This is a genomic window from Aeromonas rivipollensis (assembly GCF_037811135.1).
GTDB classification, from domain to species: Bacteria; Pseudomonadota; Gammaproteobacteria; order Enterobacterales; family Aeromonadaceae; genus Aeromonas; species Aeromonas rivipollensis.
The window spans coordinates 2,207,247-2,221,901 of record NZ_CP149130.1; the positions used below are offsets into that span (position 1 = coordinate 2,207,247).

A 14,655-nucleotide genomic window follows, 5' to 3' on the forward strand; every position below is an offset into this window, starting at 1 on the left:
TCGGCACGGCATTGCAATCTGTGGATAACGCATTAGCTGTGGATAAATTGTGGGTGTTCGGGCTCGAGTTAGTGACTGCTCACAGTGAGTGGGTTTTCATGCGTCCGATCCGGCAAATGCAAGTCCGATGATCGAAGATGGAAAATTTAAATAACTTTTTTTGCTTGCGAAAAGAGGGTGTTTTTACTAGCAAATTCAGCCTGGTTATCCCTTGTGCAGCCAGGGTCAAAAGCTGTCCTGTCCCCGCAGGCACGCGCTTGTCATCCCCTCAAAACAGGGGGCGCATCTGCGCCCCCTGTCATTGCCATTGTGCGGCTCGGCGAATGAGCGCCGTGCTCATCTGGCAACCCTCTGACGTTAAAGCTGCCCGGATGATCCATCTATAGCGTTATGCAGTGCTGGCACAGGACTGGCTCAGATCAGCTCGTAGCGCAGCCAGTGGTGGCGGGCCTGCCTTGTAGGGCGTCGAACTGCAGATCAGCCCCCCGATGTTCCACTTATACCGTTTATGCAGTGCAGTGCAGGTCTGGATCAGGTCAGTTCGTAGCGCAGCCAGTGGTGCAGGGCCTGCACTGTGTCGAATTGCAGATCCGCGCCCCAGTCGGCGGTATCCTCGTCCTCGCTCAGGTAGCCCCAGCCCGCCACCGCGGTACGCATGCCGGCGTTGCGGCCCGCCTCTATGTCCCGCACATGGTCACCTACATAGAGGCAATGTGCCGCCTCGACCCCGAGCCGCTCGCAGGCAAAGAACATGGGGGCGGGATCTGGCTTGCGCACCGGCAGGGTGTCGGCACTGACGGTGACGCCACAGCTGGCGAGCGCCGGCAGGGCGGCCAAGAGCGGCTCGGTGAGAAAGCCCGGCTTGTTGGTGACTATGCCCCAGGGCAGCTTCTTCTCGTCGAGCCATTCGATGAGATCCAGCATCCCCTCATAGGGACGAGTGCCGACGCAGAGGTTGGCTGCGTAATGGTCGAGCAGGGCGGTGCGAAGGCGGCTGGCCCCCAGCTCTTCCAGCAGATCGTCGCCGAGGCCCGCCCTGAGCAGCCCGAGGGCGCCGTGGGAGGTGGTCTGGCGGATGATGGCCTCGGGCAGCGGGGCAAAGCCTTCGCTTATCAACACATGGTTGACGGCGGCACCCAGATCCGGTGCCGTGTCGAGCAGGGTGCCATCCAGATCGAACAGCACGCAGCGCAGGGGCGCCTTGTCGGTGCTCATCAGACTGACTCCGGGCGCACGAAGGCCACCATGTAGTTGACGTCGACGTTCTTGCCGAGCTTGAAGCTGTTGGAGAGCGGTGCGTAGTGCACCCCGCTCATGTCCCGCACCAAGAGGCCCGCAGCTTCACCCATGCGACACAGTTCGGCGGGGGTGATGAACTTTTTGTGATCATGGGTGCCCTTGGGCACCATCTTCAGCAGGTACTCGGCCCCCAGGATCATCATCAGGTAGGCTTTCGGGTTGCGATTGATGGTGGAGACAAACACCTTGCCCCCCGGGCGCACCAGGGTGGCGATGGCGCGCAGCACGGAGGCGGGATCCGGCACGTGTTCCAGCATCTCCATGCAGGTGACCACGTCATACTGGCCCGGGGCTTCGTCCGCGTGGGCCTCGGCGGTCATCTGGCGGTATTCGAGCTCCACCCCCTGCTCGAGAGCGTGCAGGCGGGCGACCCCGAGGGGCTCCTTGCCCATGTCGATGCCGGTCACGCGAGCACCACGGCGGGCCATGCTCTCGGAGAGGATGCCGCCACCGCAACCGATGTCGAGCACGCGTTTGCCAAACAGGCCGCCGCTCTTGTCGGTGATCCAGTCAAGGCGCACCGGGTTTATCTGATGCAGGGGTTTGAACTCGCCCTCCATGTCCCACCAGCGGGAGGCGATGGCTTCAAATTTGGCGATTTCTGTCAGATCGACATTGGCATCACTGTTCATTTTTTGATGATCCTGTGGCAGGGCGCGCAGCGGGCAGGGCGCGCGCAATCTATTGTCCTGGCGGGCATTATAACGGACGGACTTGGTCACACCAGCCCGACGTGTTACCCGGATTTGTGGCTTAAGGTATTTGGCTCAGTGTGTTACCATGTCGCGCTGTTTAAGCCAAAGAACAACTAATTAGGGATTAAGGCTTTCTATGAGCGATCTGGCCAGAGAGATCACGCCGGTCAACATCGAAGAAGAGCTCAAGAGTTCCTATCTGGATTACGCCATGAGCGTGATCGTAGGACGAGCTCTGCCGGATGTGCGTGATGGCTTGAAACCGGTTCACCGCCGCGTTCTGTTTGCTATGAACGAGTTGGGGAACGACTGGAACAAGCCCTATAAGAAATCGGCCCGTGTGGTCGGTGACGTAATCGGTAAATATCACCCGCACGGCGACAGCGCCGTGTATGACACCATTGTCCGGATGGCGCAGGATTTCTCCATGCGTTACATGCTGGTAGATGGTCAGGGCAACTTCGGCTCGGTCGATGGCGACAACGCTGCGGCCATGCGTTACACCGAAGTGCGGATGGCGCGCATCTCCCACGAGTTGCTGGCCGATCTGGACAAAGAGACAGTGGACTGGGTGCCGAACTACGACGGTACCGAGATGATCCCGGCTGTCATGCCCACCAAGGTACCCACCCTGTTGATCAACGGCTCCTCCGGTATCGCGGTGGGCATGGCGACCAACATTCCTCCTCATAACCTCACCGAGATAGTCAACGGCTGTCTGGCGTTGATCGAGAACGGCGCCCTCACCATTGACGAGCTGATGACCTATGTCACCGGGCCCGATTTCCCCACCGGCGGCATCATCAACGGGCGTTCCGGCATCATACAGGCCTACCGCACCGGTCGCGGCTCCGTCTATGTGCGGGCCAAGGCCGAGGTGGAAGTGGACGATAAGACGGGTCGCGAGACCATCATCGTTCACGAGATCCCCTATCAGGTGAACAAGGCGCGGCTGATCGAGAAGATCGCCGAGCTGGTCAAAGAGAAGAAGGTCGAGGGCATCAGTGCCCTGCGCGATGAGTCTGACAAAGACGGCATGCGCATCGTTATCGAGATCAAGCGCGGCGAGTCCGGCGAGATTGTGCTGAACAATCTCTACAAGCACACCCAGATGCAGACCACGTTCGGCATCAACATGGTGGCGCTCGATAACAACCAGCCCAAGGTGATGAACCTCAAAGAGATCCTGGATGCCTTCCTGCTGCACCGCCGTGAGGTGGTGACTCGCCGGACAGTGTTCGAACTGCGCAAGGCGCGGGATCGGGCGCACATCCTGGAAGGTCTGGCGGTGGCGCTGGCCAACATCGACCCCATCATAGAGCTGATCCGCCACAGTGCGACCCCGGCGGATGCGAAAGCGGGCCTGGTTGCCAAGGGCTGGGAACTCGGCAACGTGGCCGCCATGCTGGAAAAAGCAGGCGACGACGCGGCGCGGCCGGAGTGGCTGGAGCCGGAATTCGGTATCCGTGAAGGTCAATACTTCCTGACCGAGATCCAGGCCCAGGCCATCCTCGACCTGCGTCTGCACAAGCTGACCGGCCTCGAGCACGAGAAGATCCTGGAAGAGTACCAATCCCTGCTGGATCTCATCGCCGAGCTGCTGTTCATCCTGGCAAGCCCGGAACGCCTGATGGAAGTGATCCGCGATGAACTGTTGGCAGTGCGCGAGCAGTATGGCGACGAGCGTCGTACCGAGATCAGCATGTCCAGTGCCGAGATCAACATCGAAGATCTGATCACCCCGGAAGACGTGGTAGTCACCTTGTCTCACCAGGGCTATGTGAAGTATCAGCCGCTCTCCGACTACGAGGCCCAGCGCCGCGGTGGTCGTGGCAAGTCGGCCACCCGGATCAAGGAAGAGGACTTTGTGGAGCGTCTGCTGGTGGCCAACACCCACGACACCATTCTGTGCTTCTCCACCCGTGGCAAGGTCTACTGGCTCAAGGTCTATCAGCTGCCGGAAGCGTCCCGTGGCGCCCGTGGTCGTCCCATCATCAACCTGCTGCCGCTGGAAGAGGGTGAGCGCATCACCGCCATACTGCCGGTGAAGGAATATGATGCCGACAAGTATGTCTTCTTCGCCACCGCCAACGGTACCGTGAAGAAGACCAGCCTGTCCGACTTCAGCCGTCCGCTCTCCTCCGGTATTCGCGCCATCAACCTCAAAGAGGGTGATGAGCTGATCGGGGTGGACATCACCGATGGCAGCAACGAGATAATGCTCTTCTCCGACGCGGGCAAGGTGGTTCGCTTCGCTGAAGGCAGCGGTCGCGCCGATGCGGATGCCAGCGATGAAGTCGAGACCGACGACGACGCCGGCAACGACGATGATGGCAGCGACAACGGTGAAGGTACCGAAGGCACCGAAAGCAAGGGTACCTTCAAGGGCGTGCGTCCCATGGGTCGTACCGCCGCCGGTGTGCGTGGCATCAAGCTGGGTGCCGGTGACAAGGTGGTCTCCCTCATCGTCCCGCGCGGTGAAGGTGCCATCCTCACCGCCACCGAGAACGGTTATGGCAAGCGTACCGCACTGGACGAATACCCCACCAAGAGCCGTGGTACCCAGGGCGTTCGCTCCATCAAGGTGGACGAGCGCAACGGCAAGGTGATCGATGCGATCCAGGTCGAAGATACCGACCAGATCATGCTGATCACCAACGGCGGCACCCTGGTCCGTACTCGCGTTGCCGAGGTGAGCGTCATTGGCCGTAACACCGGCGGTGTCCGTCTGATCCGTACCGGTGAAGACGAGACAGTGGTTGGCCTGCAACGCATCGCCGAGAGCGACGAGGAAGAGAACGACGCTCTGGTCACTGAGGGCATGGCCATCGACGGCGAGCAGGTGGAAAGGGCAGAGACTGCGCCAGACGCCAGTGCTGCCGATGACGCTGGCTCCAGCGAAGAGGGTGTGGCTGACGACGAATAATCGTTACCTGCCTCGATAAAAAAGAGCGACCCTTGGGTCGCTCTTTTTGTTTTTCTTGCCTTCATTCCCTCCTGCGGCGCTCGGTCATCTGAAACTGCCTGCGTTCATCTCCTGTGCTGGCGCCGGATTTTACCGCTCCGGGCTCTCTTGCTCACTGAATCCTTCATCCCGGCGTCATCTGGCTGTCATCCCGGCGGGACAGACTGCGGCTGTTCAGGTGGGACAAGGGCACGACCATGCCCGAGCCCGGCGTTGGCAATATCATCCAGAAGGAGCAGGGTATGACCAGTTGGATCATGTGGGAGATCTGGTGGAGCCGGATGTGGGGAGAGGATGCCAGGGCATTGTCACATGACGAGCAGGAGGAGGTGGCCTATGAGCCCTCGCGCCTGCCCACGGAGCTGATCGCACAGGGCAAGCCGGTGCGCCCTCATCCGCCCAGGCCCAGAGGTTGAGCAGCGATAGCCGCAGCCATCAGAACAGGCGCAACTGCTCGTTGGGGCGCAGGAAGCGCTCCACATTGAGTTGCACGTGGCGCTTGCCCAAACCAAGGCGCTTGCTGATGAGGCGAAAGCGCTGGGCGAGCAAGTCGGCGAACTGCCCTTCGCCCCGCATGCGGGTACCGAAGGCGGGGCTGTTGAGCGCCCCCCCTCTGCTTGCCCGCAACTGGTTCAGGATGGCCTCCTTCTGGCCGGGGTAGTGCTCCTCCAGCCAGTCGCAAAACAAGGTGGTCAGCTCGTGGGGCAGTCGCAGCAATATGTAGTCGGCGCAGCCGGCGCCCGCCTCCACGGCGCCCTTGATGATCTGCTCCAGCTCGGGCTCGTTGAGCCTGGGGATCATGGGGGCCGCCAGCACCCCCACAGGTATCCCGGCCTGTGCCAGCTTCTCGATGACCTTGAGTCGACCCACGCCCGTGCTGGCGCGGGGCTCCAGCTGTCGCCTCAGCGTCTCGTTCAGGGTGGTGACCGACACCATCACATGACAGAGTCCCTCCCGGGCCAGCTCGGTCAGCAGATCGAGATCGCGCAATATCATGGCGCTCTTGGTAATGAGCCCCACCGGATGGCGATGGGCCAGCATCACCTCCAGCAGCTCGCGGGTGAGGCGATAGTTGTGCTCTATGGGCTGGTAGGGATCGGTATTGGCCCCGAGCACTATGGTCTGCGGCTGGTAGCTCGGCTTGGCAAACTCCCGGCGCAGCAGCGTGGCCGCATTGAGCTTGGCAAACAGCCTGGTCTCGAAATCCAGGCCGGGGGACAGCTCCAGGTAGGCGTGGCTGGGTCTGGCATAGCAGTAGATGCAGCCGTGCTCGCACCCCTGATAGGGATTGATGGAGCGGCCGAAGGGTACATCCGGCGAGAGGTTGTGGCTGATGATGCTCTTGGCCTGGATCTCCCGCACCTCGGTTCGGGGCTGGGACGCACGAAATGCCGCCTCCCATTCCACGGCCTGCCAGCCATCATCGACGGCCTCGATCTGCGTGCCGCTGAAACGGTGTTCGATATTGTGGGTGCTGCCTCGTCCTGCCATCTCATCACACCATGCACTGTTTATATATACAGTTATTCTGCTCGGGATAGTGCCAAACATCAAGTCCGGCCACTCTTCCCTTATTTCACTCGGCCAAAGAACGGGATCTCTTGCTTGATCTGTCGCTACATTTCGTTTACATAGACAAAATGCGAACTGGATCACGGAAATCGTCATGAGCCCCACCACTTACCGCTGGCTGTTTATCGCCCTCATTGCCATGGTCGCCTGGCGTCTGCTCCCGCTCTCCACCGAGCAGGAGCTGGCGGCGGCCAACCGCGCCTGGCGGGTGGGTCATTTCGAGCAGGCGACCGGCATCTGGCAGCCGCTGGCCGAGCAGGGTCAACCCAGGGCGCAGGCGCTGATGGGGTGGAGCCATGAGCTGGGGCAGGGGAGCGAACAGGATCTGGCGCAGGCCATCCGACTCTATCGTCAGTCCGCCGAGGCGGGAGATGCGTTTGGCCAGTACCGGCTGGCGGAGCTCTATCTGCGCGGCGTCGGTGTGCCACGGGATCTGCGTATCGCCTTTCACTGGATGGAGCGGGCGGCCCGCAACGGGGACGTACCCGCCATGCTCAAGGTGGGGGTGCTGCATCTGATGGGAGCCAACGGCCGGGTCGACATGGCCGAGGCCAAGCAGTGGCTCTATCAGGCCTCGCAAAAGGGCAACAAGCTGGCGTTGACGGTATTGCAGGAGCTGGCGCTGGCCGAAGAGGGTCGCAGCGCCTTCGATTTCAACGGCCAGTCACTGCTGGGGGAGGGCTAGCCCCTCAGCGGCTGGCGGTGATCTTGCCCGGTGTCACGTCGGTGACATAGAGGGTACTGCGATCGGCGCTGTGCACTATGCTACATACCTCTCGCTTGCTGCCATCGCTCAGGATCACCAGCTCCCCGAGATGGACGGGGCAGTGTGTCGTCAGCAGGTGGTCCGGGTGGACAATCTTCTCCGCATGCTCCGGAAACGAAATCTCATAGGTGTACATCATGCTCTCCTTGCTAAGGCAGACGCCTCACTGGAACCCTAGCACAGAGAGGGCGCCACGGGACCCGCATCGCATGTGCACCGTCCCGATTGCCTCTGTGACACCAGACAAATCAACTGATGACGGCGCACCTCGCTTTCCCCTTCCATGGTATACAAAATCGGCAAGGCAACTTGTCTGAGTCGTGACGTCTGATACAATCCTCCGCTGTACCTGTCAATTGATGGCCTTGCACACCCAAGGGGGTGTGTACCACTCCTGCGTACCAACCGTATTGTGAACGGTGAAACTCAGGAGTGAACTGCTTGAGATGAAAGGTTTTCTCCAACCTGCATGTGCCCTTTGGTAGGGGGCACCACTGTATAAGGAAACACCTAATGCCAATCATTACTCTGCCTGACGGCAGCCAACGTCAATTTCCCCACGCCGTTTCCGTCATGGACGTCGCCGCCGACATAGGTCCCGGTCTCGCCAAGGCGTGCATTGCCGGCCGGGTGAACGGTGAACTGGTGGATGCGTGCGAGCTGATCGAAGCCGATGCCTCCCTGGCCATCATCACCGCCAAAGACGAAGACGGTCTGGACATTCTGCGCCACTCCTGTGCCCACCTGCTGGGTCATGCCATCAAGCAACTCTGGCCCCAGACCAAGATGGCCATAGGTCCTGTCATCGACAACGGTTTTTACTACGACGTTGATCTCGACCGCACCCTGACCGATGACGATCTGGCTGCCCTGGAAGAGCGCATGCTGGCGCTGGCCGCCAAGGATTACGACGTCGTCAAAAAGAAGGTCTCCTGGCAGGAGGCGCGCGACGTGTTCGAGGCCCGCGGCGAGACCTACAAGGTCGAGATCCTGGATCAGAACATCGCCCGCGATGACCAGCCAGGTCTCTATCACCACGAAGAGTACGTCGACATGTGTCGCGGCCCCCACGTGCCGAACATGCGTCACTGCCACCACTTCAAGCTGCAGAAGATGTCCGGCGCCTACTGGCGCGGCGACTCCAACAACAAGATGCTGCAGCGCATCTACGGTACCGCCTGGGCCGACAAGAAGCAGCTCAAGGCCTACCTGCAGCGTCTCGAGGAGGCCGCCAAGCGCGACCACCGCAAGATAGGCAAGCAGCTCGACCTGTATCACATGCAGGAAGAGGCTCCCGGCATGGTGTTCTGGCACAACGATGGCTGGACCATCTTCCGTGAGCTGGAAACCTTCATCCGCGGCAAACTCAAGGAGTACGACTATCAGGAGGTGAAAGGCCCCTTCATGATGGATCGCGTGTTGTGGGAGCGCTCCGGCCACTGGGAAAAATATGCCCAGGCCATGTTCACCACCCAGTCCGAGAACCGCGAGTACGCCATCAAGCCGATGAACTGCCCGGGTCACGTGCAGATCTTCAACCAGGGTTTGAAGTCCTACCGGGATCTGCCCCTGCGCATGGCCGAGTTCGGCTCCTGCCACCGCAACGAGCCCTCTGGCTCCCTGCATGGTCTGATGCGGGTGCGTGGCTTCACCCAGGATGATGCGCACATCTTCTGTACCGAAGATCAGATCATGGAAGAGGTCTCGGCCTGCATTCGCATGGTCTATGACGTCTACGGTACCTTTGGCTTCGAAAACATCGTGGTCAAGCTTTCCACCCGTCCGGAGCAGCGCATCGGTTCCGATGAAGCCTGGGATCGCGCGGAAGCCGCCCTGGCCGAAGCCCTGGTGCTCAACGGCCTGAAGTACGATCTGCAACCGGGGGAGGGGGCTTTCTACGGTCCCAAGATCGAATTCACCCTGCACGATTGTCTTGATCGTGCCTGGCAGTGTGGTACCGTGCAGCTCGATTTTGCCTTGCCGGGCCGTCTTGGTGCCACTTATGTGGGCGAAGACAACGAGCGTCACGTACCCGTGATGATCCACCGGGCCATTCTCGGGTCCCTCGAGCGTTTCATCGGTATCCTGACCGAAGAGTACGCCGGACTGTTCCCGACCTGGCTGGCACCGACTCAGGCCGTGGTCATGAATATCACGGATAATCAGGCCGATTATGCGGTGAAAGTTGCCAAGGCATTGAATGATGCGGGCCTTCGCGCAAAAGCGGACTTGAGAAATGAGAAGATTGGCTTTAAAATCCGCGAGCATACTTTGAAGCGAGTGCCTTTCATGCTGGTCTGCGGCGATAAAGAAGTAGAAGCCGGCAAGATTGCAGTACGGACTCGTAAAGGGGCTGACCTGGGTTCTTATCCTGTTGAAGAGCTGATAGCTCTGTTAACCCAGGAAGTTCAGACCCGCGGACAAAAGAAAGTGGAGGAATAAGCTATAAAAGGCGGAAAAAAACTGGGCAAGCAACCGCAAGCCCGCGCTCACCGGATCAATGAAGAGATCCGTCTGAAAGAAGTTCGTCTGACTGGTTTGGACGGTGAGGCCATTGGCATCACTACCATCCAGGATGCACTGAACTTGGCCCTTGAAGCCGGAGTGGATCTGGTCGAGATCAGTCCTAACGCTGAGCCGCCCGTTTGCCGAATCATGGATTACGGCAAATTCCTCTACGAAAAGAGCAAGACCACCAAAGAACAGAAGAAAAAGCAGAAAGTCGTCCAGGTAAAGGAAATCAAATTCCGTCCTGGCACTGACGAAGGCGACTATCAGGTAAAACTACGCAACCTGGTTCGCTTTCTGGAAGACGGGGACAAGGCGAAGGTCACCCTGCGCTTCCGTGGTCGTGAAATGGCCCACCAGGATCTTGGTATCAAGGTTCTGGAGCGAGTCAAGAACGATCTGGAAGAGTTGGCCGTAGTCGAGTCGTTCCCGAAAGTCGAAGGCCGTCAAGCTGTGATGGTCCTCGCACCCAAGAAGAAATCTTAAGGCCCACAAGAAATTGACTCATGGGTTCGCCCCATGAGTCGGTTCGCCTTGCGATTTTGTTGTCACTCACAATGCGGAGTATGAAATGCCGAAGATGAAAACCAACCGGGGTGCTGCAAAGCGCTTCAAGAAGACTGGCTCAGGTCGCTTCAAGTGCAAGCACAACCACCTGCGTCACATCCTGACCAAGAAGAGCAGTAAGCGTAAGCGTAAGCTGGGGCCGAAGTTCATGGTTTCTGCTGCCGACCACAAACGTGTTGTCGCTTGTCTGCCGTACGCATAAGGGGGATGTGAAAAATGCCAAGAGTTAAACGTGGTGTGACTGCTCGCGCTCGTCACAAGAAAGTAATGAAAGCCGCCAAGGGTTACTACGGCGCCCGTTCCCGTGTCTACCGCGTAGCGGTACAAGCGGTAACCAAAGCTGGTCAGTATGCCTACCGTGACCGTCGCCAGAAGAAGCGTCAGTTCCGTCAGCTGTGGATTGCGCGTATCAACGCTGCAGCCCGTCAGAACGGTCTGTCCTACAGCCGTCTGATCGACGGTCTGAAGAAGGCTTCCATCGAGATCGATCGCAAGATCCTGTCCGATATCGCCGTTCACGACAAGCTGGCTTTCACCGCCCTGGTTGAAAAGGCCAAAGCAGCTCTGGTTTAATCCGGTTCTGTTATGAAAGATAAAAGGAGGCTCAGGCCTCCTTTTTTGTTGCCCGTTTTTTGCTTTCAGGGTGCTGTGCCGTACAGCGGTATCCGTCTTGGTAGCTGATGCGAAAATGTCTGATATGCCAACAAACAAAGCCCGATCATCAATAATTGAAGCGGGCGGGGGAGAGCTTGAGACTCGCTTGATATAACAAAATGATTTATAGGGAGAAAAGCCCGCCATAACTATGGTCAGCCAAGGGGCTTTTTTTGTATTATTCCCCTCTTGACCTTATTTAGCCTAAAGGCTCCTGTATCGGGAGTGGTGACGAGGAAGACATGCAACAGCTTGAAGAAGTAGTCGGCCAGGCCAAGGCCGAAATTGAGGGCGTAAGCGACATCGCCGCCCTCGATGAAATCCGGGTCAAATATCTGGGTAAAAAGGGCTTTTTCACCGAGCAGATGAAGGGCCTGGGCGCCCTTTCGCCTGAGGAGCGTCCCGCCGCAGGCGCCGTGATCAACCAGGCCAAGCAGCTGGTTCAGGATGCCTTGAACGCGCGTCGTGAAGCCCTCGAAGTTGCCGTGCTGAACCAGAAGCTGGCCGCCGAGACCATCGACATCAGCCTGCCGGGTCGTCGCATCGAGAACGGTGGCCTGCACCCGGTGACCCGCACCATTGAACGTATCGAGCGCCTGTTTGGCGAGATGGGGTTCAAGGTAGAGCGCGGTCCCGAGATTGAAGATGGCTTCCACAACTTCGATGCGCTGAACATTCCGGCACATCACCCGGCGCGCACCGATCACGATACCTTCTACTTCAATCCCGATCTGATGTTGCGTACCCACACCTCGGGCGTGCAGATCCGCACCATGGAACATCAGCAGCCGCCGATCCGCATCATAGCGCCGGGCCGGGTCTATCGTAACGACTACGACATGACCCACACCCCCATGTTCCACCAGGTCGAAGGTCTGCTGGTTGACGAGCATGCCAGCTTCACCGAGCTGAAGGGGATTCTGCACGACTTCCTGCGCAACTACTTCGAGGAAGATCTCACCATTCGCTTCCGTCCTTCCTACTTCCCGTTCACCGAGCCGAGCGCCGAAGTGGATGTGATGGGCAAGAACGGCAAGTGGCTGGAAGTGCTGGGCTGCGGCATGGTGCATCCGAACGTGCTGCGTTCGGTCGGCATCGATCCGGAAAAATACTCCGGCTTTGCCTTCGGCATGGGCGTTGAGCGCCTGACCATGCTGCGTTACGGGGTCAATGACCTGCGTGCCTTCTTCGAAAACGATCTGCGCTTCCTCAAGCAGTTCAAGTAAGGGCGAGAGAACATGAAATTCAGTAAATCCTGGGTGATGGAGTGGGTCCGCACCGAGTTGAGTGACAACGCACTGGCCGAGCAGATCACCATGGCCGGCCTGGAAGTGGACGCCGTGGAAGCGGTGGCCGGCCAGTTCGACAACGTGGTCGTGGGCGAAGTGGTCGAGTGTGCCCAGCATCCGGACGCCGACAAGCTGCGGGTGACCAAGGTCAACGTGGGCGAGGCCGAGCTGCTGGACATCGTCTGCGGCGCGCCGAACTGCCGCACCGGCCTGAAAGTCTGCGTGGCCAAGGTAGGAGCGACCCTGCCGGGTGATTTCACCATCAAGAAAGCCAAGCTGCGCGGCCAGCCGTCTCACGGCATGCTCTGCTCCTTCAGCGAGCTGGGTATCGACGTAGAAGCGGATGGCATCATAGAGCTGCCGAGTGATGCGCCTATCGGTGCCGATATTCGCGACTACCTCGCGCTCAACGATGTCAGCATCGATGTGGATTTGACTCCGAACCGTGCCGACTGCCTCGGGATCAAAGGGCTTGCCCGCGAGATCGGTGTGCTCAACAGCGTGGACGTGGTCGAGCCGACTTGGGCGCCGGCAGTTGCCACCTGTGATGCCAGCTTCCCGATCCGGGTTGAAGCGCCAGCCGATTGCCCCCGTTATCTGGGTCGCGTCATCAAGGGGCTGAACCTGCACACCCCGAGCCCGCTCTGGATGCAGGAGAAACTGCGCCGTGGCGGCATTCGCTCCATCGACGCCATCGTCGACATCACCAACTTCCTGCTGCTGGAATACGGTCAGCCGATGCACGCCTTCGATCTGGCCAAGCTGGAAGGGGAGCTGGTGGTGCGTCGCGCTCGTGCTGACGAGCCCATGACCCTGCTCGACGGCAACGAGGTGAAGCTCAAAGAGACCACCCTGGTGATTGCCGATACACAAGGCCCTGCCTGCATGGCCGGTATCTTCGGCGGCGATCGCACCGGTGTGTCCGAGACCACTACCGACATCCTGCTGGAGTGTGCCTTCTTCGCGCCGCTCTCCATCACCGGTCGTGCCCGTGCCTACGGTCTGCACACCGATTCATCCCACCGCTTCGAGCGCGGGGTGGATCCACAGCTGCAAGCCAAGGTGATGGACCGCGCCACCCGCCTGCTGCTGGATATCTGCGGCGGTGAAGCGGGTCCGGTCATCGAGGTCAAATCCGATGCCCATCTGCCCAAGGCTGCTCCTATCAAGCTGCGTCGTGCCAAGCTCGACAAGGTGATCGGCATCAGCGTGGCCGACGCCCAGGTGGTCGAGATCCTGACTCGCCTCGGCATGCAGGTGACGGTTGACGCCGACGGCTGGACCGCGCTGGCCCCCTCCTGGCGTTTCGACATCGCCATCGAGGAAGACCTCATCGAGGAAGTGGCCCGCATCTACGGCTACAACAACATCCCTAACCTGAAACCTGCCGCCTCCCTGGCGATGGTGGAGCAGGCAGAAGGCCAGGTGACCCTGAAGCGGGTACGTGACCTGCTGGTGGACCGCGGTTTCCAGGAAGCGATCACCTACAGCTTCGTGGATCCCAAGGCCCAGCAGACCCTGTTCCCCCAGAGCGATGCCATAGTGCTGCCTAACCCCATCTCGGTCGAGATGTCCGCCATGCGTGTCTCCCTGTTCCCGGGTTTGGTGCAGGCGGTGGTCTACAACCAGAACCGCCAGCAGGGCCGTGTGCGTCTGTTCGAGCAGGGCCTGCGTTTCATCAAGGACGCGAGCGCCGAGAACGGCATCCGTCAGGAGCCTATGCTGGCCGGCATCATCACCGGCAACCAGAGCGACGAGCACTGGGACGTCAAGAGCCGTGGCAGCGACTTCTTTGATTTGAAAGGGGATCTGGAAGCAGTGCTGGATCTCACCGCCGAAGGGGCCACCTTCAGCTTCGAGCGCACCGAGCACAGCGCCCTGCACCCGGGCCAGAGTGCCGCCATACTGCGCAATGGCGCCGTCATCGGCCACATCGGCGTGATCCACCCGAGCCTCGAGAAGAAGCTGGGTCTCAAGAGCCGCGCCGTGATGTTCGAGCTGGAACTGGACAAGCTGACCCCTGCCAAGGTGCCGGTTGCAGCCGAAGTTTCCCGCTTCCCGGCCAATCGCCGTGACATAGCCGTGGTGGTGGATGTTGCGGTTCTGGCCGGTGATGTCCTGGCAGTAATTAAAAAAGTTGGCGGAAATCAGTTAGTTGGAATAAACTTGTTCGACGTATACCAGGGTGCTGGTATGGCAGAGGACAAGAAGAGCCTGGCCATCAGTCTAGTGTTGCAAGACACCCAGCGCACCCTGGAGGAGAAAGAGATTGCCGAGACCGTAGACAATGTCGTGCGGGCCCTTGGTGAAGAGTTGAATGCATCCTTGAGGGATTGATCT

General features: G+C 59.6%; 13 protein-coding genes. 9 read left to right on the top strand and 4 right to left on the bottom strand.

Going from position 1 to position 14,655, the window contains the following annotated elements:
* Positions 1–531: 531 nt before the first annotated feature.
* Positions 532–1,215 (bottom strand): HAD-IA family hydrolase, encoded by a 684-nt coding sequence (locus WIR04_RS10090; RefSeq protein WP_338892337.1) that lies wholly within the window; start codon positions 1,213–1,215, stop codon positions 532–534.
* Entirely contained in the window at positions 1,215–1,931 is a 717-nt protein-coding gene (gene ubiG, locus WIR04_RS10095; RefSeq protein ID WP_162520018.1) for a bifunctional 2-polyprenyl-6-hydroxyphenol methylase/3-demethylubiquinol 3-O-methyltransferase UbiG, read from the bottom strand. Before ubiG ends, WIR04_RS10090 begins: the two co-directional genes overlap by 1 nt.
* 199 nt (positions 1,932–2,130) lie before the next feature.
* Here ubiG and gyrA point away from each other — a divergent pair, with 199 nt between their 5' ends.
* Both gyrA and WIR04_RS10105 read left to right on the top strand, forming a co-directional pair.
* Entirely contained in the window at positions 2,131–4,920 is a 2,790-nt protein-coding gene (gene gyrA / locus WIR04_RS10100; protein ID WP_338892341.1) for a DNA topoisomerase (ATP-hydrolyzing) subunit A, read from the top strand.
* Positions 4,921–5,201: 281 nt separating this feature from the next.
* The gene (locus tag WIR04_RS10105) at positions 5,202–5,375 is read left to right on the top strand and encodes a hypothetical protein (RefSeq protein WP_338892343.1); all 174 of its coding nucleotides are present in this window, start codon (positions 5,202–5,204) and stop codon (positions 5,373–5,375) included.
* A 19-nt stretch (positions 5,376–5,394) separates the two neighbouring features.
* Here the strand turns inward: WIR04_RS10105 and WIR04_RS10110 are convergent, their stop codons facing one another.
* Positions 5,395–6,450 carry a PA0069 family radical SAM protein gene (locus tag WIR04_RS10110; protein WP_338892345.1) on the bottom strand — a complete coding sequence of 352 codons (1,056 nt, stop codon included), beginning with the start codon at positions 6,448–6,450 and terminating at the stop codon, positions 5,395–5,397.
* Between the two features lie 175 nt (positions 6,451–6,625).
* Between WIR04_RS10110 and WIR04_RS10115 the strand changes: the two genes are divergently transcribed.
* The gene (locus WIR04_RS10115) at positions 6,626–7,216 is read left to right on the top strand and encodes a tetratricopeptide repeat protein (protein ID WP_338892347.1); all 591 of its coding nucleotides are present in this window, start codon (positions 6,626–6,628) and stop codon (positions 7,214–7,216) included.
* Positions 7,217–7,220: 4 nt separating this feature from the next.
* Here the strand turns inward: WIR04_RS10115 and WIR04_RS10120 are convergent, their stop codons facing one another.
* Positions 7,221–7,436, bottom strand: coding sequence for a hypothetical protein (locus tag WIR04_RS10120; RefSeq protein WP_139743859.1), 216 nt, complete (start codon positions 7,434–7,436; stop codon positions 7,221–7,223).
* A 374-nt stretch (positions 7,437–7,810) separates the two neighbouring features.
* Here WIR04_RS10120 and thrS point away from each other — a divergent pair, with 374 nt between their 5' ends.
* The 6 genes from thrS (at position 7,811) to pheT (ending at position 14,652) form a co-directional block, all read left to right on the top strand.
* Complete coding sequence (thrS, locus tag WIR04_RS10125) at positions 7,811–9,739, top strand: threonine--tRNA ligase (protein ID WP_338892350.1); 1,929 nt, start codon at positions 7,811–7,813, stop codon at positions 9,737–9,739.
* Positions 9,740–9,760: 21 nt separating this feature from the next.
* Positions 9,761–10,291 carry a translation initiation factor IF-3 gene (infC, locus tag WIR04_RS10130; RefSeq protein WP_205597183.1) on the top strand — a complete coding sequence of 177 codons (531 nt, stop codon included), beginning with the start codon at positions 9,761–9,763 and terminating at the stop codon, positions 10,289–10,291.
* A gap of 85 nt (positions 10,292–10,376) precedes the next feature.
* Positions 10,377–10,574, top strand: coding sequence for a 50S ribosomal protein L35 (gene rpmI, locus WIR04_RS10135; RefSeq protein WP_005315535.1), 198 nt, complete (start codon positions 10,377–10,379; stop codon positions 10,572–10,574).
* 14 nt (positions 10,575–10,588) lie between these two features.
* The gene (gene rplT, locus WIR04_RS10140; RefSeq protein ID WP_010674800.1) at positions 10,589–10,945 is read left to right on the top strand and encodes a 50S ribosomal protein L20; all 357 of its coding nucleotides are present in this window, start codon (positions 10,589–10,591) and stop codon (positions 10,943–10,945) included.
* Between the two features lie 323 nt (positions 10,946–11,268).
* A complete protein-coding gene (gene pheS, locus WIR04_RS10145; protein WP_139434408.1) occupies positions 11,269–12,252 on the top strand; it encodes a phenylalanine--tRNA ligase subunit alpha in 984 nt (327 codons plus the stop codon).
* A gap of 12 nt (positions 12,253–12,264) precedes the next feature.
* The gene (pheT, locus tag WIR04_RS10150; protein ID WP_338892353.1) at positions 12,265–14,652 is read left to right on the top strand and encodes a phenylalanine--tRNA ligase subunit beta; all 2,388 of its coding nucleotides are present in this window, start codon (positions 12,265–12,267) and stop codon (positions 14,650–14,652) included.
* The last annotated feature ends 3 nt before the right edge of the window (positions 14,653–14,655 follow it).

What these genes read in the sequence shown, in the direction of transcription:
- WIR04_RS10090 (WP_338892337.1), bottom strand. Translation starts at nt 1,215, where the DNA reads ATGAGCACCGACAAGGCGCCCCTGCGCTGCGTGCTGTTCGATCTGGAT.
- ubiG (WP_162520018.1), bottom strand. Translation starts at nt 1,931, where the DNA reads ATGAACAGTGATGCCAATGTCGATCTGACAGAAATCGCCAAATTTGAA.
- gyrA (WP_338892341.1), top strand. Translation starts at nt 2,131, where the DNA reads ATGAGCGATCTGGCCAGAGAGATCACGCCGGTCAACATCGAAGAAGAG.
- WIR04_RS10105 (WP_338892343.1), top strand. Translation starts at nt 5,202, where the DNA reads ATGACCAGTTGGATCATGTGGGAGATCTGGTGGAGCCGGATGTGGGGA.
- WIR04_RS10110 (WP_338892345.1), bottom strand. Translation starts at nt 6,450, where the DNA reads ATGGCAGGACGAGGCAGCACCCACAATATCGAACACCGTTTCAGCGGC.
- WIR04_RS10115 (WP_338892347.1), top strand. Translation starts at nt 6,626, where the DNA reads ATGAGCCCCACCACTTACCGCTGGCTGTTTATCGCCCTCATTGCCATG.
- WIR04_RS10120 (WP_139743859.1), bottom strand. Translation starts at nt 7,436, where the DNA reads ATGATGTACACCTATGAGATTTCGTTTCCGGAGCATGCGGAGAAGATT.
- thrS (WP_338892350.1), top strand. Translation starts at nt 7,811, where the DNA reads ATGCCAATCATTACTCTGCCTGACGGCAGCCAACGTCAATTTCCCCAC.
- rpmI (WP_005315535.1), top strand. Translation starts at nt 10,377, where the DNA reads ATGCCGAAGATGAAAACCAACCGGGGTGCTGCAAAGCGCTTCAAGAAG.
- rplT (WP_010674800.1), top strand. Translation starts at nt 10,589, where the DNA reads ATGCCAAGAGTTAAACGTGGTGTGACTGCTCGCGCTCGTCACAAGAAA.
- pheS (WP_139434408.1), top strand. Translation starts at nt 11,269, where the DNA reads ATGCAACAGCTTGAAGAAGTAGTCGGCCAGGCCAAGGCCGAAATTGAG.
- pheT (WP_338892353.1), top strand. Translation starts at nt 12,265, where the DNA reads ATGAAATTCAGTAAATCCTGGGTGATGGAGTGGGTCCGCACCGAGTTG.